The following is a 24033-nucleotide window of genomic DNA, read 5'->3' on the forward strand; positions in this document are numbered from 1 at the left end:
TACTGCAGGGGGGACCCTGTGGGAGAGTAGGACGCCGCCGAACAATTATTCCGGGAAAGCCCCGTGCCCTTGTGGCACGGGGCTTTTCTGCGTTCTGAGCGTCTAGGGTCGAACCATGCGCTACGAACTGGTCATCTTCGACAACGACGGCGTGCTCGTCGACAGTGAGCCGATCTCCAACACCGTCCTGGCCGGCTACCTCACCGAGCTCGGCCACCCCACCTCGTACGAGGAGTCCCTCCGCGACTACATGGGGGCCGCGATCCACCGGGTCCACGACCTCGTCGAGGAGCGGACCGGTCAGAAGCTCCCCGCGGACTTCGACGAGGAGCTCCACCGGCGGACCCTCTCCGCGTTCCAGCAGGAGCGGCTGGCCGCGGTCGACGGCGTCAACGAGCTGCTCGGCGACCTCGTCGCCGACGGGGTCGCGTACTGCGTCGCCTCGTCCGGAAGCCACCAGAAGATCGCGGCCGGGCACCTGAACACCGGGCTCGACCAGTGGTTCGAGGACGAGTGGATCTTCAGCTCCGAGGACGTCGGGCAGGGAAAACCCGCGCCGGACCTGTTCCTCCACGCCGCCGACCGGATGGGCATCGCCCCCGAGAGGTGTGTCGTCATCGAGGACAGCCCGCTCGGCGTCGAGGCAGCCCGGGCCGCCGGGATGGACGTGTACGGCTTCACCTCGATGATGCCGGCGGACCGGCTCGTCGGCGTCACCGGGCACTTCTCCGACATGTCCCAGCTCCCCAAACTTCTCGGCTGATCGATCTACCCAGCGGTAGACCGGGGCTCTACGCTCGCGGCCATGACGGATGCGCGGTTGCGGTACGGCAGAGCCTCGCTGGCCCTGAGCTTTCTGGTGCAGGGAGTGGCCTTCGCGCTGCTCGTGACGCGTATCCCCGCCATTCAGGACCGTTACGGGATATCCGACGGGCTCCTGCCCGCCTTCCTCGCCGCGGTGCCTGTCCTGGCGGGGGTCGCCAGCGTGGCCACCGAGAAGCTGGTCGCCCGGGTGCGGCCCGGGGTCGTGCTGCGGTGGGCGCAGCCCGTCGTGATGCTCGCGCTGCTCGGGGTGGGAGCCGGAAGCGAGATCTGGCAGGTGGCCCTCGCCCTGGGCGTCTTCGGGCTGGCCGTGGGTGCTCTGGACGCCTCGATGAACATGATGGGCGTCAGCCTCCAGCGGGCGTACGGGCGCAGCATCATGCTCGGGTTCCACGCGGCCTACAGCCTGGGCGGGATAGCCGGGGCGTCGATGGCGTGGGCGGGGGCGCACTGGGATCTGTCGCTGCTGGTGTCCTACCTGCCGGCGGTGGCCGTCCTGCTGCCGGCGGCGCTGCTCGGGAGCCGGTGGTACACGGAGGGGAAGGCCGGCGGGGGTGTGGCGGAGGCGGACGGCGGTCAGGACGCGTCCGTGCCGTTCAGGCTGCTGCTGCCGCTCTGCCTGGTCATGGCGTTCGCGTACATCGGGGACTCGACGGTCTCCAACTGGAGTGCGAAGTACCTCCAGGACGTGCTGGGCAGTTCGGAGCAGCTGGCGACGGTTCCGTACAACGTCTACATGGTGACGACGCTGCTGGGCCGGGCCGTCGGTGACCTGGGGGTTCGGCGGTTCGGGGCGGTGGCGGTGGTGCGGGGCGGCAGTGTGCTGGCCGCCGCGGGGTTCGCGGTGGTGGCGGTGGCGCCCGGCGCCTGGTGGGGGATGCTCGGCTTCACCCTGCTGGGGCTCGGGCTGTGTGTGATCGTGCCGCAGACCTTCGCGGCGGCGGGGAGGATGTTCCCCGGTGCGAGCGATGTGGCCGTCGCCCGGCTGAACGTCTTCAACTACGTGGGGTTCCTCGTCGGGTCGCCGCTGGTGGGGGCGCTCGGGGACGCGTGGAGCTACCGCGGTGCGATGCTCGTGCCCATGGTGCTGGTCCTCGCGACCCTCGTGTACGCCCGGTCGTTCGGCGCGGAACCCGCCCGATACGGTGGCGGGCATGAGCGGGCGCGCGCAGCTGATGTGGGATGAGGCAGTAACGGCATACGACTTCGGGTCCGGTCACCCCATGGATCCGGTGAGACTCGCCCTGACGATGGGGCTGGTGCGGGCGTTCGGGCTGGACGGGGCGGTCGACGTCAGGTCGGCCAAGTCCGCCGGGGACTCCACGCTGCGGCTCGTGCACCGTGAGGACTACGTGGCGGCCGTGCGGTCGGCGTCGGACGATCCGGCGTCGGCCGACCAGGCGTACGGGCTGGGGACCGTCGACGATCCGGCCTTCACGGGGATGCACGAGGCGTCCGCGCTCATCGCCGGGCTCTCTGTGGGGGCCGCGGAGGCGGTGTGGCGGGGGGAGAGCGCCCACGCGGTGAACTTCACGGGCGGGCTGCACCACGCGATGCCCGGGGGAGCCTCGGGCTTCTGCGTGTACAACGACCCGGCGCTCGCCATCGCCCGGCTGCTGGAACTGGGCGCTCGGCGCGTGGCGTACGTGGATGTGGACGTCCACCACGGGGACGGGGTGCAGGCTGCGTTCTGGGAGGATCCCCGGGTGCTGACCGTGTCGCTGCACGAGCACCCGCGCACGCTGTTCCCGCAGTCCGGGTGGCCCGAGGAGACGGGTTCCGGGGCGGGGGAGGGCGGTGCGGTGAACGTGGCGCTGCCGGCCGGGACGGGCGACGCGGGGTGGCTGCGGGCGTTCCACGCGGTGGTGCCGGAGCTGTTGGAGGACTTCCGGCCGCAGGTGCTGGTGACGCAGCACGGTGCCGATACGCATGCCGAGGACCCGCTGGCCCATCTCGCCGTGTCGCTGGACGCGCAGCGGGCCGTCATGGAGGCGTGTCACGAGCTCGCTCACACCTACGCGGAGGACGGGCGCTGGGTGGCCCTGGGCGGGGGCGGTTACGCGGTGGTGGATGTGGTGCCGCGTTCCTGGACCCATCTCGTGGGGATCGCCGCGCACGCCCCGGTGGACCCGGAGTCGGTGATCCCGTCGTCGTGGCGGGACGAGGTCTACGCCCGTACGCGGCAGTCGGGTCCCGGGCGGATGACGGACGGACGTACGCCGGTGTGGAAGCCGTGGGCGGACGGGTACGACCCGGCCGACCGGCTGGACCAGGCGGTGCTGGCGACCCGCCGCTCGGCGTTCCCGCTGCGGGGGCTGCTGGCCTGAGGAGGGTTACGCCAACGGTGGGGCGGTATCCGGGTTCCGGCCCGGGAGTGCCCCCGGTGCGGGAGCATCGGGAGGGTGTTGAGCACCGGAGCGCTGCGCGCTCATCTGCTGGCGGCCCGGCTCGCGGGTCCTGTGGCCACGTCCCGGGAGACCAGCCTTCGGAGTTACCGGCTTTTCGCGGCGCGGGACCCCCGTGTGATGCTCGGGCTCGATCCGGAGCGGGTCTGGGGCGAGCGTGACCTGCTGCGGCTGATGGCCGACAAGTGCGGGGTGTCCGCCGATCCTGATCATGTGTCAGGGCTGGACGTCATCGATCCGGAGCGGACCCTGGCCGCGCTGGACGCCTTCGCGGAACGGCTCGCCAGGGCTGCGGAGAGGCGGGCTCCGGTGCTGTTCGGCACCGGGCATCCGCACCGGCTACTCGGGTTCTACGCCGGTCTGGCAGACGCTTTGTCGGCGGCGGGATGCACGGTGCTCACCCCTGCGCAGGGGCGATGTGTCGACATAACGACCCGGTTCGGCGTACGCACGTACAACCTCGACTACGTACGAGGTGTCGCGCTGGTGCGTGAACCGGGCGTGCGGGCCCCGGGTGGTGTCACCGGCGCACACACCCATTCCCCGCTGCCGGTTCGGGCCGTGCTGGAGGAGGCGGTGGACGCGCGGGGGGTGCTGCCCGAGCTGGTGGTCGGGGACCACGGATGGGTCTGCGGGGCAGGTCAGCTGGGCATCGAGGCCATCGGGCTGGCGGACACGGACGACCCCGCGCTGTTCGTGGGTGAGGCGGAGGGACGGGTGTCCGTCGCCGTTCCGCTCGACGACGGTGTGCAGGCGGACCACTACCGGCCCCTCGCTCGGTATGTACTCAATCGGGCCTGTCTGTCACAGTAGGCGGCCGATCGCCTCACCTCTTCCCCACTGCATCACCCGCCCCTAATCTGGGGAGTGAGCGCACAACGACGAAGAGTCACCGGAGGGGAAGCCGGTGCGCGTCTCGTGCGGAAGGTACAGGTGGGTCATGGCTGCTGGCAGCGAGAGGCCTCTCAACGAGGTCAAGTTTCTGACCGTGGCGGAAGTCGCCTCGGTCATGAGGGTGTCGAAGATGACCGTGTACCGCTTGGTGCACAGCGGTCATCTGCCGGCGATCCGGGTGGGAAGGTCCTTCCGGGTCCCGGAGCAAGCGGTTCACGAGTATCTCCGTGAGTCCTTCGTGGGGGTGGAGTCGGCCTGACTCAGCCCTCGGATTACGCCCCTCACCCGGTGGCGGGTAGGCTAGGCCGACGTAGGTCGTGTGGGCCCAGACGCCCCGCACCAGTGAAGAAGAAGTGAGCGAGGGTAGTCGTGGGCTCTGTTATCAAGAAGCGGCGCAAGCGGATGGCCAAGAAGAAGCACCGCAAGCTGCTCAAGCGCACGCGCGTTCAGCGTCGCAACAAGAAGTAAGCGAACGCAGTTCGTGAGACCGAGGCCCTTCCGCCGTCCTGGCGGGAGGGCCTCGGCGCGTTTCCGGGCCGGTGCTCCGAGCCCTGCGGGCCGGAGTACCGGCGCCGCGTCCCGCGCGCTCCGTCCGGCGGGCGCGGAGCCCGGCCGGGGGTTCCGTGCGCCGGGCTCCCGCTTCGTGCGGCGGTCCGGTGGAATCCCGCCATCGGTTCGGTAAAGCCCGCCTGGGGTCATCACAGGGCAACATCCACCGACTACGGTGACGGCCAGGGGGAAGACCCCGCTCGGTGAACGGTCGACGGAAGGCCCTGATCTTGGGGAAGATCGTGCTCGTCACAGGCGCGGCCCGGCAGCTGGGTGGCCGTTTCGTGCGGCGCATCCAGCGCGATCCCGGCGTGGACCGGGTGATCGCCCTGGACGCCGTCGCGCCCGCGCACCAGCTGGGCGACGCGGAATTCGTCCTGGCGGACATCCGGCAGTCGGCGATCGCCAGGATCCTCGCCGAGTACTCGGTCGACACGGTCGTCCACCTGGACGTGTCCGCGAAGGCGCTCGGCACGGGCGGCCGGACGACGGTCAAGGAGACCAACGTCATCGGCACGATGCAGCTGCTCGGCGCCTGCCAGAAGTCCCCGTCCGTCCAGCGGCTGGTGGTCAAGTCCAGCACGAACGTCTACGGCTCCGCCCCGCGCGACCCCGCGGTCTTCACCGAGACGACGCCGCCCAAGTCCCTGCCCAGCGGTGGCTTCGCCAAGGACGCGGTGGAGGTCGAGGGGTATGTCCGCGGGTTCGCCCGCCGCAGGCCGGACGTGGCCGTGTGTGTGCTGAGGTTCGCGAACATCCTGGGCCCCGAGCCGGACTCGCCGCTCGCCGACTACCTGGCGCTGCCGGTCCTGCCGACAGTCCTCGGGTACGACCCCCGGCTCCAGTTCGTGCACGAGGACGACGTCGTCGACGTACTGGAGATCGCCGCGCGTGAACCCCGGCGCGGGACGCTGAACAGCGGCACGTTCAACATCGCCGGTGACGGTGTGCTGCTGCTCTCGCAGTGCTCGCGGAGGCTCGGGCGGCCGACCGTCCCGGTGCTGCTGCCTGCGGTCACCTGGGTGGGGTCGGCGCTCCGTACGATCGGTATGACGGACTTCTCGCCGGAACAGATCCGGCTGCTGACCCACGGCAGGGTGGTATCGACGGTGCAGATGCGCGAGACGCTGGGGTTCCGTCCGAAGTTCACCACGGCCGAGACCTTCGCGGAGTTCGCGCGGAGCAGGGGGCCGGGGCTGCTGCCTCCCGAGCGGGTGGGCAGGGCGGTCGGGAGGCTGGCCGGGCTGCCGCTCGGCGGGGGACCGGCCGGCACGGCACATTCGACGCACGGCGCCAGGTAGAGGAGCGCGACCGACGATGGCGGACGCCAAGGTCATTCCCTTCGACGACGACCGCTCGCGCTCCGGCGCGGGACGGCGCAGAGGTGTGCTGCCGGGCGGTGGCCGGGTGCAGACACCCGCGACGGCCGTCCCGGCGCCCGTGAGCGCCCTGCCGGGCGGTCAGGTGCCGGAAGGGGCCGCTGAGGCCGCCGGGGCCCCCTCAGGGGGCGAGGGGGAGGCTCCCGCGAACAGCTGGGACCGGCGGATCGCGGGCGGGCTCGCGTTCCTGCGGCGGAGGCTGACAGGCGATTACGACGTCGACGAGTTCGGCTATGACAAGGAGCTGACCGACCAGGTCCTCATGTCGGTGCTGAGGCCGCTCGCCGACCGGTACTTCCGGGTCGAGGTCAAGGGCATCGAGAACATCCCGTCCGACGGCGGGGCGCTCATCGTGGCCAACCACTCCGGGACGCTGCCGCTGGACGGGCTGATGCTCCAGGTCGCGGTGCACGACAACCACCCCGCTGAGCGGCATCTGCGGCTGCTCGCGGCCGACCTGGTCTTCATGCTCCCGGTCGTCAACGAGCTGGCGCGCAAGGCCGGGCACACCCTGGCCTGCGCGGAGGACGCCGAGCGGCTCCTGCAGTCCGGTGAGGTCGTCGGGGTGATGCCGGAGGGCTTCAAGGGGATCGGGAAGCCGTTCGGTGAGCGGTACAAGCTGCAGCGCTTCGGGCGGGGCGGCTTCGTGTCGACGGCCCTGCGGGCCGGGGTGCCGATCGTGCCGTGCTCGATCGTCGGCGCGGAGGAGATCTATCCGATGATCGGCAACTCCAAGACGCTCGCGCGGGTCCTGGGTGTGCCGTACTTCCCGATCACGCCGACGTTCCCGTGGCTGGGGCCGTTGGGGGCCCTGCCGCTGCCGACGAAGTGGACGATCCAGTTCGGGGAGCCGATCCTCACGGACGGGTATCCGCCGGAGGCGGCGGAGGACCCGATGCTGATGTTCAACCTGACGGACCAGGTCCGGGAACAGATCCAGCACACGCTGTACAAGCTGCTGGTGCAGCGCAGGTCGGTCTTCTTCTGACCTCACGCGGCTGCGCCGCACGCATGCGGGGAGGGGGCCGCCCGGTCGGGACGGCCCCCTCCCCGCATGCGGTCGCCCCTAGGGCTCGATGTCCTCGCCGTCGATGCCCAGACCGGGCAGGAGGCCCGGGAGCAGCGGAGGCAGGGTGACGTCGGGCGCGGGGGACGCACCGGAGGTGCCGCCCGGGGACGACGGGGTGGTGCCGTCCGTCGGGAGGTCGTCGAGCAGGCCGTCCGTGCCGCCGTCGAGCAGGTCGTCGGCAGGACCGCTGTCGGAGCCCGAGGGCTTCGGCGGGGTGCTGGTGGAGGCGCTGTCGTCCGGGGCGGCGGAAGAGGAAGGCGCCTTGCGGTCCGGGGCCGAGGAGCCCTGGTCCTTCCGGGGGGAGCCGGCCGGTGGTGCGTCCCGGCCGGTGCCCGGTGTACGGGGCAGCAGGGACTGCAGGGGTGCGACTTCCTGGTCCATGGCCTCGAAGACGGAGCTGACCTTGTCGCTGATGTCGGTCAGCTGGACCGGCAGCCGCTCGCGGAGGCTGCTCCAGCTCGCACGGTGCGAGCGGGTGAAGGAGTCCAGTGTCTGGATGGGACCGATGGATCCGTCGCGCTCGTAGGCGGTGTGGAGCAGGCGGTGGCCCTCGGTGGCGTCGTGCGTCATGCCGTCGAGTGCGCGCCTGACCTCGCCGATGGATTCGTGGTCCATCTCTCCCGCGCGGCCCCGCTCCATGAGCCGGCGTGCTTCGCTGAGGCGGGTCGACGCCTGGTCGAGGTAGGCCTCGCCGCGGTCGGCGTCGCCGTCGGCCATGCCGAGGCTGAGGTCCTCCATCCCGCGCTTCAGCGGGTAGAGGGAGTCACCCGGCAGGGCGTCGGAACTGGCAGCGGCCACTCCGCCGAACGCTCCCGCGGCCACACCGACCGTGAGCCCGCCCGCGGTGAGGCCCTTCGCCCAGCGGGAGCGGGGACGCAGCCTCCGGATCGGGGAGGCCCGGTGGGCTCCCTTGTTCCGCTGTTCGGGCACCGTAGGGCCCGTGGACGCACCGCCTTCGGCGAACATGGTCTCCATGGCTGCGACGAGCTGTGCTCGCTGCACCACTTTGACCTCGGGATCGAATTGCGGCTCCGGTAGCTCACCGAGGCCGTTCGCCAGGGCCAACAGCGTTCCGTGGTCGGCCGGTTCGGCCGGGTCCTCGGGCTGTACGGCCGCCGCACCCTGGGGGGACTGCTCCTCCAGGGCCTGGGCGAAGGCGTTCGCCCGCCGGTGTGCCGAAACGTTTGCGATCACTGGCGGCACCTCCTCTCGTCATGACGGTCGACTCCCCTGAGGGTCCGGAAGGTTGCCCGCCGGAGTCGTTTCCACACGATCGAGCGAGTGGAAACGGTCTGGCGAGGCGACAGGGGGCCTGCATCCGGCACAACGAGTGGCGCGGCAGTTGGGTTACGGACGAAAGATGATCCGATCGGTGTGTCACGAACACGTCACGGATGGTGATGTCAGCGGGCGTCGTCCGGGAGGAGTCGTGCGAGTGTCCGCACCGCCCGGTACTGCAAGGTTTTGATCGCGCCCTCGTTCTTCCCCATGACCCGGGCGGTCTCGGCGACCGAGAGGCCCTGGAGGAATCTCAGGGTCACGCACTCCTGCTGCTGCGGGTTGAGGCGGCGAACGGCTTGCAGCAGTGCGGCGTTGGAGAGGGACTCCAGGACGGAGTCCTCCGGGCTCCGCGCGACCTCGTTGGCGTCGAGCATTTCGCCGGTGGTCACTTCCAGTCGGAAACGACTGGATTTGAAGTGGTCGGCGACCAGGTTGCGAGCGATCGTGACCAGCCAGGCGCCGAAATCGCGGCCCTGCCAGGTGAAGGTGGAGATGCGGCGCAGGGCGCGCAGGAAGGTCTCGCTGGTGAGGTCCTCCGCTGTCGCCTTCCCTCCCACGCGGTAGTAGATGTACCGGTACACGGTGTCGCTGTACTGGTCGTACAGGCGGCCGAAGGCCTCGGCCTCACCGGCCTGGGCGCGCTCGACGAGATCCATCATGCGCGCGCTGTCGCTGTCGGCCGCCGGCCGGCGGGCGGGAGCCGACGACGTGGCGGTCGGGGCGACGCGGTTGCTCCGTCTTCCGACGGCCGCGCTGCGTTCGGCCAGCGCATAGCAAGGGCCGGCAGGTACAGGGGTGGCAAATTGGGGGACGGCGTACGCGGTGGGGACGAAGCCGCGCAAGTGGTCGAGGACCGTTGCGCGCAGCGTAGCCAGGCCCGAGGTGTCAACCCCGACGTGTGGGTACACGGGACTCCCAGAGGCAGAGCTTCCATCACGTGCAGTTCGAAAACCGTCACTCGTGGTAGCGGGTGGCGGGCTCCTTGTGCGTCTGAGGAGAATAACGCTTCGTACAGGCGGTGCTACACCCAGTTGCTCAAATCACCGGTTCCGTCGCTTCCGTAACCTCTAAGTGACGGTTCAAGTGGCACATCGTGACCGGTTATTGATCGAATGGCTTCGTGATCTGCCTGCGGCGGCGACGGGTTGTGGTCGCCCGCACGCAATGCGACTGGCCGGAGCGATGGGTGTCCCGTTCCGATGTTCCGCTCCCGATTGGCCGTACGTCTCCGGGCGTGCCGCTCCGCGCCGCACGCAGGCGGGAGGCGGCGGGACGACGCCGAACGCGCGGCGGGACAGGGTCCGGCCGCGCGTTCGGGGAAGGGGAAGGGGGAGGGGCAGAGGGGTCAGCGGCGGCGGCGGTGGAGCGCCACGGCGGCCGCGGTGCCCCCGGCCAGTGCGCCGACGCCGGCCGCAGCCGGGATGCCGACCTTGGCCGCCTTGCGGCCGGTGCGGTAGTCGCGCAGCCGCCAGTCCAGGGCGCGGGCGTGCTTGCGCAGCTTGGCGTCCGGGTTGATCGCGTACGGGTGGCCGACCAGGGACAGCATCGGGATGTCGTTGTGCGAGTCGCTGTACGCCGCGCAGCGCTCCAGGTCCAGGCCCTCGGCCGATGCCAGCGCGCGGACCGCCTCGGCCTTCGCCGGGCCGTGGAGGGGTTCGCCGACGAGCCGTCCGGTGTAGACGCCGTCGACCGATTCGGCGACGGTGCCCAGGGCGCCGGTCAGGCCGAGGCGGCGGGCGATGATCGTGGCGGTCTCCACCGGTGCGGCGGTGACCAGCCAGACCCTCTGGCCCGCGTCGAGGTGGGCCTGCGCCAGGGCGCGGGTGCCGGGCCAGATGCGGTCGGCCATGTACTCGTCGTAGATCTCCTCGCCGATGGACATCAGCTCGGAGACGCGGTGGCCCTTGACGATGGACAGCGCGCTGTCGCGGGCGTCCTGCATGTGCTCGGGGTCCTCGACCCCGGCCAGCCTGAACCACGCCTGCTGCCAGGCGAACCTGGTCAGTTCGCGGCGCTCGAAGAACTTCCGCTTGTACAGGCCGCGGCCGAAGTGGAAGATCGCGGCGCCCTGCATCACGGTGTTGTCGAGGTCGAAGAAGGCGGCGGCCCGGGTGTCCCCGGCCACCGGGAAGGGGGGCTCCCCGTTCTCTTCGGGGACGGCCGGCAGCTCTTCGGCGCCGGAGGGGAGTGCCGACTTCCGCGCGGCCTCGGCTGCGGCCTCGCCTGCGAGCACGCTGCGTGCCGTGGCGGGGCGCCTGCGGGGGGTGAGCCATCCAAGAGCGGCCATGTCGTGAGCATAGCCATTCCGTTCGGCTCTTCCCGACCCGGCGGGATGCGGCGGTGTGAACTCTCCGGGGCCGGGGCGTTAAACGGGTGATTCCGCGCCTTCGGACGCTCGGCCGGGGGCGCAGAATGAAGGTATGAGTGCATTGCTGCGTCGTACGAAGAGGAAGCCCGCGGACCGGGTGGTGACCCTGGTGGGGAAGCCCGGGTGCCATCTCTGTGACGACGCGCGACAGGTGGTGAGCGCGGTCTGCGAGGAGACCGGCGCGTCCTGGGTGGAGAAGGACATCACGGAGGACGAGGTGCTGCACAAGGAGTACTGGGAGCAGATCCCGGTGGTCCTGATCGACGGCGAGCAGCACACCTTCTGGCGCGTGGACCCGGCGAGGCTGCGCACGGCCCTGCGCACGTGAGGGGGCTTCCTTGGCGAAACCCGGTAACATCATGGGCGTTTTGAGTGGTCTCGGGGGCGTGGACATGAGGAGTGTGTACCGTCTTGCCCCCTTCGGGCCCGCAACGGGCTGATGGTGTCCCGGGTTCCGGGATCGCGCCTGGAATATGCGTGACCCCGGTCACTTTGACCAGACAAAACGGACACCATCTTTGTGCACGCGTTCACAAAGACATAGCCTGCTGTCGACGGGGCGGTCATAGGACATACGGCCGCCTGCAGCCCCGCTCATCCCGCAGGAGCACCGTGGCAACTGGCCGAACTCACCGACCGGCGACCCGTAGCCGAGGAATTCCCGAGGCCACCGTCGCCCGGCTTCCGCTGTATCTCCGCGCACTGACGGCGCTCTCCGAGCGCTCGGTTCCGACGGTGTCCTCCGAGGAACTCGCCGCAGCGGCGGGAGTCAATTCCGCGAAGCTGCGCAAGGACTTCAGTTATCTGGGCTCCTACGGCACGCGTGGTGTCGGTTACGACGTCGAGTACCTCGTCTACCAGATCTCCCGTGAGCTCGGGCTCACCCAGGACTGGCCGGTCGCGATCGTCGGCATCGGTAATCTCGGCGCCGCGCTCGCCAACTACGGCGGCTTCGCCTCCCGTGGTTTCCGGGTCGCGGCCCTGATCGACGCCGACCCCGCCATGGCGGGCACGCCCGTGGCAGGGATCGCCGTGCAGCACACCGACGACCTCGACCGGATCATCAGCGACAACGGCGTGTCGATCGGTGTCATCACCACCCCGCCCGGCGCGGCCCAGCAGGTCTGCGACCGGCTCGTCGCCGCAGGGGTGACCTCCATCCTGAACTTCGCGCCGACGGTGCTGTCCGTGCCCGACGGTGTCGACGTGCGCAAGGTCGATCTCTCGATCGAGCTTCAGATCCTCGCCTTCCACGAGCAGCGCAAGGCCGGCGAGGAAGCCGCTGCCGACGGCAGGGCGGGTGTGGGCGGCGACGCCGACGCCGACGAGGCGCCTCCGATGCGCGCCACCCCCACCGGCCGGAAGGGACCTGACGGGGACATGCCCGCCGTGATGCCGGCATGAGTCTCCTGGTCGTAGGGCTGAGTCACCGCAGCGCCCCCGTCTCCGTGCTGGAGCGGGCGTCGCTGGCGGCCGAGGCCCGCACGAAACTGCTTCAGGACACCCTCGCCGCGGAGCCCGCGACCGAGGCCGCCGTCCTGGCCACCTGCAACCGCATCGAGCTGTACGCGGACGTGGACAAGTTCCACGCGGGTGTTGCCGAGCTGTCCACCCTGCTCGCGCAGCACAGCGGGGTCGGGCTGGACGAGCTCACTCCTTATCTTTATGTGCACTACGAGGACCGTGCCGTCCACCACCTCTTCTCGGTGGCGTGCGGGCTGGACTCGATGGTCGTCGGCGAGGGCCAGATCCTCGGCCAGATCAAGGACGCGCTGGCGCTGGGGCAGGAGCTCCACACCGCCGGCCGGCTGCTGAACGACCTCTTCCAGCAGGCCCTGCGGGTCGGCAAGCGCGCCCACAGCGAGACGGGGATCGACCGGGCCGGGCAGTCGCTCGTCACCTTCGGTCTCGAGCAGCTGGCCGACGGCGCCGAGGTCGCCGAGTGGGCCGCCGGGAAGCGCGCGCTGGTGATCGGCGCGGGCTCGATGTCCTCGCTGGCCGCCGCCACCCTGGCCCGTGCCGGCGTCGACGAGATCGTCGTCGCCAACCGGACCCGGGCCCGCGCCGACCGGCTCGTCGAGATCCTCGGCCAGGCCGGTGTGCCGACGGCGCGCGCCGTGGAGATGGCCCGGGTGACGGACGAACTGACACGTGCCGACATCGTGGTGTCCTGTACGGGCGCGACCGGGCTCGTCCTGAGCGCGGAGGTCGTCGCCGACGCGCTCGGCGTCGACTTCGACAACGCCGCGCAGGCGCCCGAGGCTCCCGCGGCCCCCGTCCCCGACGAGCTGGACCAGCACGCCGCGTGGGTGGAGAACGGCTCCGCCACCGCCGCGCAGGACCGGGCCGTGCGCCGGGCCGTGCCGCGTCCGGCCGGTACGGGCCCCGCCCGGATCCATCTGCTCGACCTCGCGATGCCGCGTGACATCGACGGTGCGGCCCACCGCATCGCCGGTGTGCGCCTCGTCGACATCGAGTCGCTCGCCGAGGCGTCCGCGGACGCCCCGATGGCCGCCGATGTGGACCAGGTGCGCACCATCGTCGCCGACGAGGTCGCCGCGTTCGGGGCCGCGCAGCGCGCCGCCCACATCACTCCGACCGTCGTCGCCCTGCGCACCATGGCCGCCGATGTGGTGGCCGGCGAGATCGCGCGGCTCGACGGGCGCCTCCCCGACCTGGACGAGAAACAGCGCGCCGAGATCACGCAGACCGTGCGCCGCGTCGTCGACAAGCTCCTGCACGCGCCCACCGTGCGGGTCAAGCAGCTCGCCAGCGAGCCCGGCGGCGCCGGGTACGCCGATGCGCTGCGGGAACTCTTCGACCTCGACCCGCAGACGGTGGCCGCCGTCTCCCGGGCAGACCTGAACGACCCGAATAGAGGGCGGTCATGACCGACAACTCACCCCTGGGCGGGGAGACCACCACACCGCTCCGGCTAGGCACCCGGCGCAGCAAGCTCGCCATGGCGCAGTCCGGCATGGTCGCCGACGCGGTCCGTGAGGTGACCGGGCGTGCCGTGGAGCTCGTGGAGATCACCACGTACGGAGACGTCTCCCGGGAGAACCTGGCGCAGATCGGCGGGACCGGTGTGTTCGTCGCGGCCCTGCGCGAGGCGCTGCTGAGCGGCGAGGTGGACTTCGCCGTCCACTCGCTCAAGGACCTGCCGACCGTGCAGCCCGAGGGGCTCGTCCTGGCCGCGGTGCCGGTGCGCGAGGACCCGCGCGACGCACTGGTGGCGCGGGACGGGCTGACGTTCGAGCAGCTGCCGCCCGGTGCCCGCATCGGCACCGGCTCGCCGCGCCGCATGGCGCAGCTCAACGCGTACGCCCGCTCGCACGGCCTCGAGATAGAGACCGTCGCGATCCGCGGCAATGTCGATACGCGCATCGGATTCGTACGGAGCGGGGAGCTGGACGCGGTGGTACTCGCCGCCGCCGGGCTCAGCCGCCTCGGACGCACGGACGAGGTCACCGACTTCCTGCCGGCCGACACCGTCCTGCCCGCTCCCGGCCAGGGAGCACTGGCGATCGAATGTGCTGAAAGCAGCACGGACCTCGCCGCGGCGCTCGCCGAGCTCGACGACCCCTACACCCGGGTCGCCGTCACTGCCGAGCGCGCCCTGCTCAACGCCCTGGAGGCCGGCTGTTCCGCACCTGTGGGTGCGCTGGCCGACCTCCTGGCCGACGCGCAGGTTGTCAACGAACTGCGCCTGCGCGGTGTCGTCGGTTCAACCGACGGCACTTCCCTGGTGCAGCTGTCCATCACCGGTCCCGTCCCCACGTCGCACGACGACGCGGCGGCCCTCGGTCGCGAGCTCGCGGCCGAGATGCTTGCCAAGGGTGCGGCCGGTCTTATGGGGGAGCGAGCACTTTGAGCCCCACCGGCCCTGTCGTATCCGACTTCCCTGTCCTGGCTTCAGGGCATGTCACCTTCCTCGGCGCCGGTCCCGGCGACCCGGGACTGCTGACTCTGCGCGCTGTCGAGGCGCTTGCGAGCGCGGACGTCCTTGTCGCTGAACCGGACGTTCTCGACGTCGTCCGCTGCCATGCGCGGGCAGGGGTAAGCACGCCTGAGCTGACGGTTGTTGACGTGGCGTCAACACCCGCCGGAGTACCCGTTCTCAGGGATGCCGCCAATCTTGTCATGGAGGCAGCGAAGGGCGGCAGGCGGGTGGTGCGTGCCGTCACGGGCGACCCCGGCCTGGACGGCGACACGGGTGCCGAGATGCTCGCCTGCGCCGCCGCGGGTGTGCCCTTCGAGGTCGTGCCCGGAATCGCCAACGCCGTCGGCGTCCCCGCCTACGCCGGTGTGCCGCTGCGTGACGCGCAGGGTGCGGACGTGCGCTTCGTCGACGCCCGTACGGCGTCGGACCGCTGCTGGTCCGAGGTCGGCGCGAGCGATGCGACGGCCGTCGTGTCGGCATCGCTGGACTCGGTGGCCGCGGCCGCCGGTGAGCTGGTCTCGGCGGGCCGCAAGCCCGACACCCCGCTCACGGTCACGATCGCCGGGACGACGACCCGCCAGCGCACCTGGACGGCGACGCTCGGGACGATCGCCCAGGTCCTGAAGCAGGCGAAGGTCCTCCCGTCGCCGGACGGGCACCTGCCCGTCATAGCCGTGGTCGGCGAGCGCAGCTCCGCCGCCCAGCGCGACCAGCTCGCGTGGTTCGAGTCCAAGCCGCTGTTCGGCTGGAAGGTGCTCGTGCCGCGCACGAAGGAGCAGGCGGCGTCGCTCTCCGACCAACTGCGTTCCTACGGTGCCGTGCCGCACGAGGTCCCGACCATCGCCGTCGAGCCGCCGCGCACGCCCCAGCAGATGGAGCGGGCGGTCAAGGGCCTGGTCACGGGCCGGTACGAGTGGATCGCGTTCACCTCGGTGAACGCGGTGAAGGCCGTGCGGGAGAAGTTCGAGGAGTACGGGCTCGACGCCCGTGCCTTCGCCGGGATCAAGGTCGCGGCCGTCGGCGAGCAGACCGCCGCGGCGCTCGTCGACTTCGGTGTGAAGCCCGACCTGGTGCCCTCCGGTGAGCAGTCGGCCGCGGGGCTGCTGGAGGACTGGCCGCCGTACGACCCGGTCTTCGACCCGATCGACCGGGTGTTCCTGCCGCGTGCGGACATCGCCACGGAGACCCTGGTGGCCGGGCTCATCGAGCTGGGCTGGGAGGTCGACGACGTCACCGCGTACCGCACGGTCCGCGCTTCGCCGCCGCCGGCCGACACCCGCGAGGCGATCAAGGGCGGCGGTTTCGACGCGGTGCTCTTCACCTCGTCCTCCACCGTCCGCAACCTGGTCGGTATCGCGGGCAAGCCGCACAACGTGACGGTGATCGCGTGCATCGGTCCCGCCACGGCGAAGACCGCCGAGGAGCACGGCCTGCGGGTCGACGTCCTGTCCCCGGAGCCGTCGGTCCACAAGCTGGCCCAGGCGCTGGCGGACTTCGGCGCGCAGCGCAGGGACGCGGCGAAGGAGGCCGGTGACCCGGTGACCCGGCCGAGCGAGCGGCGCCCGGGCGCCCGGCGCCGCCGGACGACCACCTGACGCCGACGGTGTGAGCGCGGGGCCCGGTCGCTTCCTTCGGGGAGCGGCCGGGCCCTTTCGCGTGCGGAGGTGGCGGGTGGCCGGGCCCGGCGTGCTCTTGGCGCGCAGGGGGAGGGGTGGCCCCCATCATCGCGCCGCCCGGTAGGGGTCCCCGAGGTCGGGTACGGACTCCAGCTCGGCCCCGGGCTCGTACCCCCCGCTGCCGCGAGCGACGGGTGCGGGGCCGGGACCGGCTGCTGACGTGCTGCGGGGTCTCCGCCACGCCCGCCGGAGCGTACGGCCGCTTTCCCTGGCTCAGGCCGGCTTGCGCCACACGGAGATGTGCTTCGTGGAGTCCTGGGTGAACGGCGTCCCGTCCCAGTCCGCGACACGGCGTTCGGGTTCGAGACCGGCGATCCGTGCCATCAGGTCGAGCTCAGCGGGCCAGGCGTACCGGTGCCGGGAGGCGCCGCGGCGGTAGCTGCCGTCGTCGTCCTGGGTGAAGTGGTGCGAGACGAGCATCTGCTCGGCCAGGTCGAAGGTGTCGAAGCCGAGGTGGCGGTCGGACACGTCGAAGGGCACGGCGACCTGGCCGGGCGGCAGGAGCCGCAGGGGTGGCACGTGCAGTTCGACGACGAACCGGCCGCCGGGTTCCAGGTGCCGTGCCGCGTTGCGGAAGCACTCGACCTGCGCGTCCTGTGTCAGCAGGTTCGAGATGGTGTTGTAGACGAGGTAGACCAGGGAGAACGCGCCGGGCACGACGGTGGTGGCCATGTCCCCCAGGGTCACCGGCAGCGTGTCCTCGTCGACCTTCTTCCGGAGCACCGCGGCCATGTGCTCGGACAGTTCGATGCCGGTCACGGGCACGCCGCGCCGGCGGAGCGGGACGCCCACGCGGCCCGTCCCGATGGCGAACTCCAGGGCACGGCCGCCTCCGGCGAGGTCGGCGAGGAAGGCGAGGTTCGGTTCGAGGAAGGCGGCCGTGGACCGTTCGGCCTCCTCGGAGTCGTAGCGGTCGGCGGTCGCGCGGTTCCACAGTTCGCTGTGTGTCACGGGCGGGACCCTCCCAGGTGCCCGCGGGAGCTGTCGACCGGTTTTCCCCGCCGTGCGCGGTCAGGCGACGCCGTGGCGCAGCGCGGCCTGCCGGACCTCGGCGACCGCACCCGGCTGTTCCAGCAGCATCGTCCCGGCTTCCTGCCCCAGGTGGCGGATGCGCAGGCGGGGGCCGTCGACGATCACCCGGAGCTCGGGCCAGGGGTGCTTCCGGAGCAGCTCGGCGCGTTCCCACATCTCGATGCCGCGTGAGGTGACGCGGAGGTGGTACTGCGGGCCTTCGTGGGGCGAGGGCGGGGTGTGTCCGGTGTACGGGGGCCGGACCGCGTAGGTGTCGATCACGCCTTCGCCGGGTTCCAGCCGGGCCGCGCGGATGCCGTCGATACGGCCGATCCGCGATCCGGTCCAGGCTGCGCGTCCGACGGCGGGCACGGCGAGTGCCGGCACCTGCCACCAGGACAGCACCCCGGCGCCGAGGCCGGTCACCGTCGCCCCCGCGATGCCCGCGGACACGGTGGCCCGGATGGTCCTGGCGCGTCGTACGGCGGCGACGCCCTCGTTCATCGTGTCCCCTCGGACTCCTGGCCTCCGCGAGTCGGCTCAGGTCGTTGTCGTGCCGCCGGCCCATGCAGCAGGCCGGGTGCGTGCGGTTGCTCCGGGGGTGCTTTTTCCGGGCCCGCTGTCGGTAAACCGGTGATCTGTGCGGGTCTAGTCTCGAAGGATGACTGAGTACGGAAACTTCCCCGGCTCGCGGCCCCGCCGGCTGCGGACGACCCCTGTCATGCGGCGCATGGTCGCCGAGACCCGGCTCGACCCGGCGAACCTGATCCTGCCCGCGTTCGTCCGTGAGGGCATCGACGCCCCGGTCGCGATCTCGGCCATGCCGGGTGTCCAGCAGCACACCCTGGACACGCTGAGGAAGGCCGCCGTCGACGCGGTCGCGGCGGGCGTCTCGGGGATCATGCTCTTCGGCGTCCCGCTGGACGAGAAGAAGGACGGGCGGGGCACGGCGGGCACCGACCCGGACGGCATCCTCCAGGTGGGGCTGCGCGCGGTGCGGGAAGAGGTCGGGGACGACCTGGTGGTCATGTCCGACCTCTGTCTGGACGAGTACACCGACCACGGGCACTGCGGGGTGCTGACCGAGGACGGCCGTGTCGACAACGACGCCACGCTGGAGCGGTACGCCGAGATGGCCCAGGTCCAGGCCGACGCGGGCGCGCACGTGGTGGGCCCCAGCGGCATGATGGACGGTCAGGTCGGTGTGATCCGCGACGCGCTGGACCAGACGGGCCACGAGGACGTGTCGATCCTCGCCTACACCGTCAAGTACTCCTCGGCGTTCTACGGGCCGTTCCGCGAGGCGGTGGGCTCCTCGCTCCAGGGCGACCGCAAGACGTACCAGCAGGACCCGGCCAACGTCCGGGAGTCGCTGCGGGAGCTGGCGCTGGACCTGGAGGAGGGCGCCGACATGGTCATGGTCAAGCCCGCCGGTCCCTACCTGGACGTCCTCGCCAAGGTCGCCGACGCGGTGGACGTGCCGGTCGCGGCGTACCAGATCAGTGGTGAGTACGCGATGATCGAGGCCGCCGCGGAGAAGGGCTGGATCGACCGGGACGCGGCGATCCTGGAGAGCCTGACGGGCATCCGGCGCGCGGGCGCGCAGATGATCCTGACGTACTGGGCGACGGAGGTCGCGCGGAAGCTCGGGCGCTGAGGCCGAGCGCTCAATTCGCTTGTGGCCGCGGCGGGGTGGCGGAGAGGATTTCGCCATGTTCTCGCGACGGAATCGACGTCCCACGTCCCCCGAGCTGGCTGCCGCCTGGGATCGCCTGGACGAGGGTGATGTCCCCGGGGCGCTGCGCGCGTTGAGGCAGGTGCCTGCGGCGCCGCTGGAGCAGGTCGCGTCGGTCGTGGGGTGCGCGGCGGAGGCCTCGGGCTTCGGCGACCTCGCCGAGGCCGCCGGGGCGCTGGCCAGGCACCCCGGCCGGGTGCAGTCGCTCTACGACTACGGCTACGCCTGCGTGGAGCGCGGGGTGCCGTATCTGGCGATACCCGCGCTGCGCGAGGCGCTGCGGCTGGCGCCTGGCTCGGCGGGACTCCTGCGTGAGCTGGTCTCCGCGTACGAGCGGGAGGGGCGCCACAGGGACGCCGCCGATGTGCTGCTCGCCCACGAGGACGGGCTGGTCGACTGGCCGGACCGCTATCTCCTCATCTTCAATGCCGTGCTGGCCGGGGATCTGGAGCTCGCCCGGCTGCACCACGGGCGCCTGGGCGCTCCGGACGAGGACCGGTGGCTGGGGGCGCGGGACCGGCAGAACCGCATGCTGGAGCGTGCGGCCGGTGCCGGGTCGGTGAGTGCGCTCGACGTGACGGACCTGCGGGGCTGGCAGTACGTCATGGGCGGCACCGTGCTGGGGACCTTGTCCCCGTTCGGCTTCGATGCCGGGATGACGGGGCGCTACGCCTGGACGCAGGACAGCCGTGAACTCTGTCTCCACGGGCTGCTTCGGCTGCGGGCGGTACTCGCCGCCGGGGAGGTCCGGCCCCGTTCGGTGTCGCTGCTGCCGGACCGGGGGAGCCGGATCCTGGGGCTGGCCGCCGCGGAGGTGCTGGGGCTTCCCGCGCTCCCCTTCGAGGCAGGCCGGGAGGACACCGTCGTCATCGCCCACGACCTCGACGGGACGGCGCGGGCGGACGGGGGAGGTGAGGTCGTCATGCAGCTCTTCGACAGGGCTCCGGGGCAGGTCCTGCACGAGCACGCGAGCTGCTGGACCGATCCGCCGGCCGTCGCCGCCGACAGCGTCACCTTCCTGTACCAGTCGGTCGTGGCCCCCTGGGGCGCGCGCCTGATGCCGGGCGAGGACGGGGAGATGGCCTTCGGGGAGCCGGACACACGGCCGGAGGCGGAGATCGCCGCCGAGATCGTGGCGGCGGACCCGAAGCCGGAGGAGGGGGACGGGGCCACACCGTCCGACTCCGACGAGGTGCTGGCGGCCTTCGTCGCCGGGGTGCGCGGCACCTGGCTGCGGGGCGACCGGGCGGGGCTGCACTCGGCCGGGCCGGTGAGCAGTTCGCGGTTCCTCTGAGGGGCGGGTATGGGCGCGATCGACAGCTACGGGACGCAGCGCGAGGCCGTGGAGGCCTTGCTGCACGCCGCCGCGCCGTCGGCGATGGTGCTGTCGTACCGGGAGGACAGAGCGTTCGCCGCGCTGAGCCTGAATCGCTTCGGCTCGGTCGGGTCGACCCGGTTGGACTGGAGGGGGGCCGAAGTCCTGGAACGTACCCGCGCTTTCGACGCCGCCGAGCTGTGCAGGCTGGTGGGTGAGTACGGCGGGGGCGGTCTGGGCGTCGTGTTCCCGGGCAATCTGTGCGTGCCGTCGGTCGCCGTGGACCTCGCCCTGGTGAGCGGGTACGCCGACGCCGTCCTGGACTGTCCCGAGTGCTGGGTCTTCCTCGTGGAGCACGGGGTACTGATCGAGTTCCAGGACGGTGAGGGGTTCGTGGTCGCCAGGGTGCCGGCGCCGGGGTGAGCCTGCGGGGTGCCGGCCTCGGGCGCCCGTGGCTCGGGGCCTGAGATTCGGGATTCGGGACCCGGGATCCGAGGGCCGAGGTTCGAGGGCCGGGGTTCGAGCGCCGGACCGGTCGTCTCACTCGTTCGAGGGATGCTGACGGCTCTCCGGGCCCGAAGCCCGGGTTTCGGGATCCGAGGGCCGGGATGCGGGTTCCGAGAGCCGAGCGCCTTCTTACGTCCGGGAGGGAAAGGAAGGTGGGGGAAATCCTCCCCGACCTCCCGGACCCGTCACGGCCAGCAAGTATGACTAATCGTGAGCGACTTGCAGCGGAGAGTGGCGACTGTCTACGGTGCCGGAAACGAGCGACCCCGACGCGGTGCTGACAACACCGGCCGGGGTCTCGCCCCAAGATCGAAAGAAGCGATCCCGTGGCTACCCAGCACCTTAGCTCCGCCTCGCAGGCCTCTGCCTGCTCCCGCCCGTACCCGATGGCCCATCCCGGCTACGGCAAGCGCTCGGCGCCGGATCAACGGCCGCGTACGGCAGTCGACTTCGAGCTGCTGCCGATCCGGGAGCGCAGCATCGCCGGGTTCATCGACCAGCTGCCGGAGGGCGCCGCCATGGACGTCAAGGGGCTGGCCAAGCAGCTCCCGCTCTACGGGCAGCAGGCCGTGGCGTCGGCGCTGAAGGCCCTCTCGGTCGCCGGGTATCTGCGCCGGGTGCGGTGCCTCGTGGGAGGTGAAGGCGGCCCGGTTCGCTGGGTCTTCCGCACGTTCTGGTCCCGGACCGCGCGGGACAACGAGTGGTGGGCGGCCCTCGTCGCCGACGAGCGAGAGCGGACGGCTGCGGTCGAGCCCTTCGCCGTCCAGCCGGTGGCCTCCCTTGTGGTTCCGGAGCAGCGGGCGAAGGACCCCGTGCCGGAGCAGCGGGCGAAGGACCCCGTGCCGGAGCAGCGGGAGTCCACCCCGCCCGCACCGGAGGGACCTTCGCCCGCGTACGCCGCGCTGGCCCAACTCGGCCGTGCCGATGCCCGCCTGGCGCTCTCGGCAGCCGACTGCACCGTCCTGGAGCCGCTGGCCGCCGAGTGGTTCGCGCGCGGTGTGGACGCCGACCACCTCACGCAGGCCCTGGCCGCCGGGCTCCCCGCGCAGGTCGACTCGCCGGTCGGCTTCGTCCGCTGCCGTCTCACCCGCAAGGTCCCGCCGCAGGTGACCGCAGCCGCGGAACCGCCCGCGTCCGGGACCCCCGCGCCCCGGGCGATGATGGAGTGCACCGAGTGCGGTGCGCCCGGTCGTCCCGGAGCCCTCATCGACGGGCTCTGCCGCTCCTGCCGCCGGTCAGGGCGCGAGGCGGCCCCGGTGATCGAGGCCCTGCCGGCCGAACGTGATGTCCATACGTACGTCGCCGGGCTCCGGGACCTGCTGAAGGCGCCCTGAGCACGGGACGGTGCTCTCTCAGTAGCGGCGGTCGGGCCAGTGCGGGTCCTCCCAGCGGGCGGGGCCGGTGAGTCCGATGAGCCGTATCCGGTGCAGCAGTTCCTCGGGAGCGTCCTGGCGCCGGAGCCGCGCGGGTGCGTGACGGACGAGCCAGGCCGCGAGCTCGACGCGTAGGGCGTCCTCGTCGGTGTCCCATCCGTCCCACGGAAGCTCGTCCCCCAGCAGCTCGTACTCCCAGTGGGCGGCGGCCTCGGCCAGGTGCCGGTCGGCGACGCGGTGGTCGAGCGCCTCCCAGGTGCCGAGCCACGGAGTGAGGGTGCAGGATGCCTCGACGCACAGCGCGAGGAGCTCGTGGGCGGGGACGGCGGGCTCCGGCTCGACGAGCGTGTGGGCCCACCAGGCTTCCAGGAACTCCTGGACCGCCAGGCTCTGGGGCTGCGGCCACTGCTGCCAGTGGCCCCGGGCGAACGACTTGCCCACTTCGTACATGCCGAACATGGGTTTCACGTCGCCCAGGGTCAGCGCCCTGGCGAACTGGGGCAGGATGCGGCGCAGTACGGAGCCGTGATCGGTCCAGTCGGGGGCGTCCCAGGTGCGGCGCAGGAGGTCCGGGGCGAGCTCCGCCTCCGGGACCTTCAGCAGGGCGAGCTCTTCCTCGCTGCCCCAGTGGCAGGTGCACTGGACCTCGTCGGGATGAGCGGTCGTTCCTCGGAAGGTGACGGTCAGCCGGTCCAGCGCCCGGTCGAGCCGGAGGCGGGCGGATGCGGTGTCGCAGTTCATCGTGGCAGCACGGCCTCAGGGACTCCGGCGGCTTCCGCCGGCCGAAGATCGCGACCTTACCGGCTCTCCTGGCCGCCAGGGCACCCGGATATCGGGCAAGTGCCCGGTCCGACGCGTCCCTGGCGTACGGAACGGGGACGCCTGCTCAGTGCCACCGGAAGGACCGCGTCTCCTGGCCCAGGAGGCTCTTCTCGGCGTAGACGTCCAGGCCGTCCGGAGGGACCGCCTCGATGGTGTCCGGGCAGAACGCGAAGTGCTCGGCCGCCAGGGGCCGGGCCTCCGCCGCGGTGGTCGGAGGCCGTCCCACGGACACCGTCAGGGTGTCGAAGCCGAGCGCGACGACCCGGATGTCGAAGCGGTCCTCCCACGAGCGCAGTACGGCGCAGAGCCGGGCCACGTCGTTCTCGTGGTTGAGCGAGGCCCGGCCGGCCGATGGCCGCCGGTATGTCCGCGCTGCGCCGGGCGGGCACCAGGGCCGCCTGCACGGTGTCGGTGAGCATGTCGGCCGTCTCGGCGGCCAGTTCGTCCGGGCGCCCGGGCGTGCACGCGGCGGGGACGCGGGCCAGGCCCGGCCACCGGGCGGACTCCTCCCCAGTTCGTCGGAGGCGTAGGCGTCCCAGGCCCCGGCGAGTACCTCTTCGGCGTCGTGGTCGCCCGGGTAGCTGGTGTCGGCGGGGCTGAGCGCCCCGTCCTCGGGACCCTCGTCGCGCCGGCCCGTGTCGATCAGCACCGGGAGCAGGCCGAGCGGGCGGCCGGTGGTCCGCAGCCGGGCCCTGTCGCCCCGGCCGCGCGGGCGCGTCGGCGTACCGGAGCAGGGGCTCGTGCCACGGACCGTCGCAGCAGGTGGTGTCCACGAGCGTGCCCCCCCCGGAAGGGCGAGCGCGGGCAGTTGGTCGGGAAGGTGGCTGCCATGAGCGGTCACCCCAGGGTCCGCCACTGACAGCCCCCCTGACGGGGCGCCGGTG

The 24033-nt window shown here is 71.7% G+C and carries 23 protein-coding genes and 1 pseudogene; 17 read left to right on the top strand and 7 right to left on the bottom strand.

What is annotated here, in order from left to right; genetic code table 11:
• Positions 1-115 precede the first annotated feature (115 nt).
• The 8 genes from ACFC51_RS22420 to ACFC51_RS22455 all read left to right on the top strand — a co-directional run bounded on the left by ACFC51_RS22420 (position 116) and on the right by ACFC51_RS22455 (position 7037).
• Positions 116-763, top strand: coding sequence for an HAD family hydrolase (locus ACFC51_RS22420; RefSeq protein ID WP_376381107.1), 648 nt, complete (start codon positions 116-118; stop codon positions 761-763).
• 42 nt (positions 764-805) lie between these two features.
• Positions 806-2008: an MFS transporter gene (locus ACFC51_RS22425; RefSeq protein ID WP_376381110.1), complete on the top strand. Its 1203-nt coding sequence runs from the start codon at positions 806-808 to the stop codon at positions 2006-2008.
• Complete coding sequence (locus ACFC51_RS22430) at positions 1977-3149, top strand: acetoin utilization protein AcuC (protein ID WP_376530436.1); 1173 nt, start codon at positions 1977-1979, stop codon at positions 3147-3149. The genes ACFC51_RS22425 and ACFC51_RS22430 overlap by 32 nt, the downstream gene beginning before the upstream one ends.
• Positions 3150-3224: 75 nt before the next feature.
• Positions 3225-4040: a phosphatase gene (locus tag ACFC51_RS22435; RefSeq protein ID WP_376381116.1), complete on the top strand. Its 816-nt coding sequence runs from the start codon at positions 3225-3227 to the stop codon at positions 4038-4040.
• Positions 4041-4167: 127 nt separating this feature from the next.
• Positions 4168-4380, top strand: coding sequence for a helix-turn-helix domain-containing protein (locus ACFC51_RS22440; RefSeq protein WP_014046653.1), 213 nt, complete (start codon positions 4168-4170; stop codon positions 4378-4380).
• A gap of 110 nt (positions 4381-4490) precedes the next feature.
• A complete protein-coding gene (locus tag ACFC51_RS22445; protein WP_003948845.1) occupies positions 4491-4589 on the top strand; it encodes a 30S ribosomal protein bS22 in 99 nt (32 codons plus the stop codon).
• A 311-nt stretch (positions 4590-4900) separates the two neighbouring features.
• Complete coding sequence (locus tag ACFC51_RS22450; protein WP_376381119.1) at positions 4901-5971, top strand: NAD-dependent epimerase/dehydratase family protein; 1071 nt, start codon at positions 4901-4903, stop codon at positions 5969-5971.
• A 16-nt stretch (positions 5972-5987) separates the two neighbouring features.
• On the top strand, positions 5988-7037 hold the full coding sequence (locus ACFC51_RS22455) for a lysophospholipid acyltransferase family protein (protein WP_376381122.1): 1050 nt from the start codon (positions 5988-5990) through the stop codon (positions 7035-7037).
• A 78-nt stretch (positions 7038-7115) separates the two neighbouring features.
• Here ACFC51_RS22455 and ACFC51_RS22460 read toward each other — a convergent pair whose 3' ends face one another.
• The 3 genes from ACFC51_RS22460 to ACFC51_RS22470 form a co-directional block, all read right to left on the bottom strand.
• Entirely contained in the window at positions 7116-8312 is a 1197-nt protein-coding gene (locus tag ACFC51_RS22460) for a DUF5667 domain-containing protein (RefSeq protein ID WP_376379378.1), read from the bottom strand.
• Between the two features lie 209 nt (positions 8313-8521).
• Positions 8522-9307 (bottom strand): ECF subfamily RNA polymerase sigma factor, BldN family, encoded by a 786-nt coding sequence (locus tag ACFC51_RS22465; protein ID WP_376379381.1) that lies wholly within the window; start codon positions 9305-9307, stop codon positions 8522-8524.
• A gap of 437 nt (positions 9308-9744) precedes the next feature.
• Positions 9745-10686 carry an HAD family hydrolase gene (locus ACFC51_RS22470; protein WP_376379384.1) on the bottom strand — a complete coding sequence of 314 codons (942 nt, stop codon included), beginning with the start codon at positions 10684-10686 and terminating at the stop codon, positions 9745-9747.
• Positions 10687-10819: 133 nt separating this feature from the next.
• Between ACFC51_RS22470 and ACFC51_RS22475 the strand changes: the two genes are divergently transcribed.
• From ACFC51_RS22475 to ACFC51_RS22495, 5 genes are all read left to right on the top strand, one after another.
• On the top strand, positions 10820-11095 hold the full coding sequence (locus ACFC51_RS22475) for a glutaredoxin family protein (protein WP_376379387.1): 276 nt from the start codon (positions 10820-10822) through the stop codon (positions 11093-11095).
• Between the two features lie 284 nt (positions 11096-11379).
• Positions 11380-12171 carry a redox-sensing transcriptional repressor Rex gene (locus tag ACFC51_RS22480; protein ID WP_376379390.1) on the top strand — a complete coding sequence of 264 codons (792 nt, stop codon included), beginning with the start codon at positions 11380-11382 and terminating at the stop codon, positions 12169-12171.
• Positions 12168-13658, top strand: a complete 1491-nt coding sequence (locus ACFC51_RS22485; RefSeq protein WP_376379393.1) for a glutamyl-tRNA reductase — start codon at positions 12168-12170, stop codon at positions 13656-13658. The genes ACFC51_RS22480 and ACFC51_RS22485 overlap by 4 nt, the downstream gene beginning before the upstream one ends.
• Entirely contained in the window at positions 13655-14641 is a 987-nt protein-coding gene (gene hemC / locus ACFC51_RS22490; protein ID WP_376379396.1) for a hydroxymethylbilane synthase, read from the top strand. The genes ACFC51_RS22485 and hemC overlap by 4 nt, the downstream gene beginning before the upstream one ends.
• Complete coding sequence (locus ACFC51_RS22495) at positions 14638-16305, top strand: uroporphyrinogen-III synthase (protein WP_376379399.1); 1668 nt, start codon at positions 14638-14640, stop codon at positions 16303-16305. The genes hemC and ACFC51_RS22495 overlap by 4 nt, the downstream gene beginning before the upstream one ends.
• A gap of 294 nt (positions 16306-16599) precedes the next feature.
• On the opposite strand, the gene ACFC51_RS22500 is transcribed toward ACFC51_RS22495, so the two are convergent.
• Together ACFC51_RS22500 and ACFC51_RS22505 are read right to left on the bottom strand one after the other, a co-directional pair.
• Positions 16600-17337, bottom strand: coding sequence for a class I SAM-dependent DNA methyltransferase (locus tag ACFC51_RS22500; protein WP_376379402.1), 738 nt, complete (start codon positions 17335-17337; stop codon positions 16600-16602).
• A 60-nt stretch (positions 17338-17397) separates the two neighbouring features.
• Positions 17398-17901 carry a hypothetical protein gene (locus ACFC51_RS22505; RefSeq protein ID WP_376530439.1) on the bottom strand — a complete coding sequence of 168 codons (504 nt, stop codon included), beginning with the start codon at positions 17899-17901 and terminating at the stop codon, positions 17398-17400.
• A 157-nt stretch (positions 17902-18058) separates the two neighbouring features.
• Between ACFC51_RS22505 and hemB the strand changes: the two genes are divergently transcribed.
• The 4 genes from hemB to ACFC51_RS22525 all read left to right on the top strand — a co-directional run bounded on the left by hemB (position 18059) and on the right by ACFC51_RS22525 (position 22288).
• Complete coding sequence (hemB, locus tag ACFC51_RS22510) at positions 18059-19054, top strand: porphobilinogen synthase (protein ID WP_376530442.1); 996 nt, start codon at positions 18059-18061, stop codon at positions 19052-19054.
• A 55-nt stretch (positions 19055-19109) separates the two neighbouring features.
• Complete coding sequence (locus ACFC51_RS22515; RefSeq protein WP_376530444.1) at positions 19110-20426, top strand: hypothetical protein; 1317 nt, start codon at positions 19110-19112, stop codon at positions 20424-20426.
• A 9-nt stretch (positions 20427-20435) separates the two neighbouring features.
• A complete protein-coding gene (locus ACFC51_RS22520) occupies positions 20436-20870 on the top strand; it encodes a hypothetical protein (protein WP_376379414.1) in 435 nt (144 codons plus the stop codon).
• 410 nt (positions 20871-21280) lie between these two features.
• Positions 21281-22288, top strand: coding sequence for a MarR family transcriptional regulator (locus ACFC51_RS22525; RefSeq protein WP_376530447.1), 1008 nt, complete (start codon positions 21281-21283; stop codon positions 22286-22288).
• Positions 22289-22306: 18 nt separating this feature from the next.
• Here the strand turns inward: ACFC51_RS22525 and ACFC51_RS22530 are convergent, their stop codons facing one another.
• Together ACFC51_RS22530 and ACFC51_RS22535 are read right to left on the bottom strand one after the other, a co-directional pair.
• Complete coding sequence (locus tag ACFC51_RS22530; RefSeq protein ID WP_376530450.1) at positions 22307-23068, bottom strand: hypothetical protein; 762 nt, start codon at positions 23066-23068, stop codon at positions 22307-22309.
• Positions 23069-23213: 145 nt separating this feature from the next.
• A pseudogene (locus tag ACFC51_RS22535) lies at positions 23214-23990 on the bottom strand (DUF4253 domain-containing protein).
• Positions 23991-24033: the final 43 nt, after the last annotated feature.

It is taken from the genome of Streptomyces sp. NPDC055962 (assembly GCF_042270185.1).
In the GTDB taxonomy this organism is placed as follows: domain Bacteria; phylum Actinomycetota; class Actinomycetes; order Streptomycetales; family Streptomycetaceae; genus Streptomyces.

Bases quoted from the DNA above. Each gene is read 5' to 3' on its own strand.
- ACFC51_RS22485 (WP_376379393.1), top strand. From the start codon at position 12,168: ATGAGTCTCCTGGTCGTAGGGCTGAGTCACCGCAGCGCCCCCGTCTCC.
- ACFC51_RS22530 (WP_376530450.1), bottom strand. From the start codon at position 23,068: ATGAACTGCGACACCGCATCCGCCCGCCTCCGGCTCGACCGGGCGCTG.
- ACFC51_RS22430 (WP_376530436.1), top strand. From the start codon at position 1,977: ATGAGCGGGCGCGCGCAGCTGATGTGGGATGAGGCAGTAACGGCATAC.
- hemC (WP_376379396.1), top strand. From the start codon at position 13,655: ATGACCGACAACTCACCCCTGGGCGGGGAGACCACCACACCGCTCCGG.
- ACFC51_RS22470 (WP_376379384.1), bottom strand. From the start codon at position 10,686: ATGGCCGCTCTTGGATGGCTCACCCCCCGCAGGCGCCCCGCCACGGCA.
- ACFC51_RS22425 (WP_376381110.1), top strand. From the start codon at position 806: ATGACGGATGCGCGGTTGCGGTACGGCAGAGCCTCGCTGGCCCTGAGC.
- ACFC51_RS22420 (WP_376381107.1), top strand. From the start codon at position 116: ATGCGCTACGAACTGGTCATCTTCGACAACGACGGCGTGCTCGTCGAC.
- ACFC51_RS22440 (WP_014046653.1), top strand. From the start codon at position 4,168: ATGGCTGCTGGCAGCGAGAGGCCTCTCAACGAGGTCAAGTTTCTGACC.
- ACFC51_RS22520 (WP_376379414.1), top strand. From the start codon at position 20,436: ATGGGCGCGATCGACAGCTACGGGACGCAGCGCGAGGCCGTGGAGGCC.
- hemB (WP_376530442.1), top strand. From the start codon at position 18,059: ATGACTGAGTACGGAAACTTCCCCGGCTCGCGGCCCCGCCGGCTGCGG.
- ACFC51_RS22505 (WP_376530439.1), bottom strand. From the start codon at position 17,901: ATGAACGAGGGCGTCGCCGCCGTACGACGCGCCAGGACCATCCGGGCC.
- ACFC51_RS22475 (WP_376379387.1), top strand. From the start codon at position 10,820: ATGAGTGCATTGCTGCGTCGTACGAAGAGGAAGCCCGCGGACCGGGTG.
- ACFC51_RS22455 (WP_376381122.1), top strand. From the start codon at position 5,988: ATGGCGGACGCCAAGGTCATTCCCTTCGACGACGACCGCTCGCGCTCC.
- ACFC51_RS22515 (WP_376530444.1), top strand. From the start codon at position 19,110: ATGTTCTCGCGACGGAATCGACGTCCCACGTCCCCCGAGCTGGCTGCC.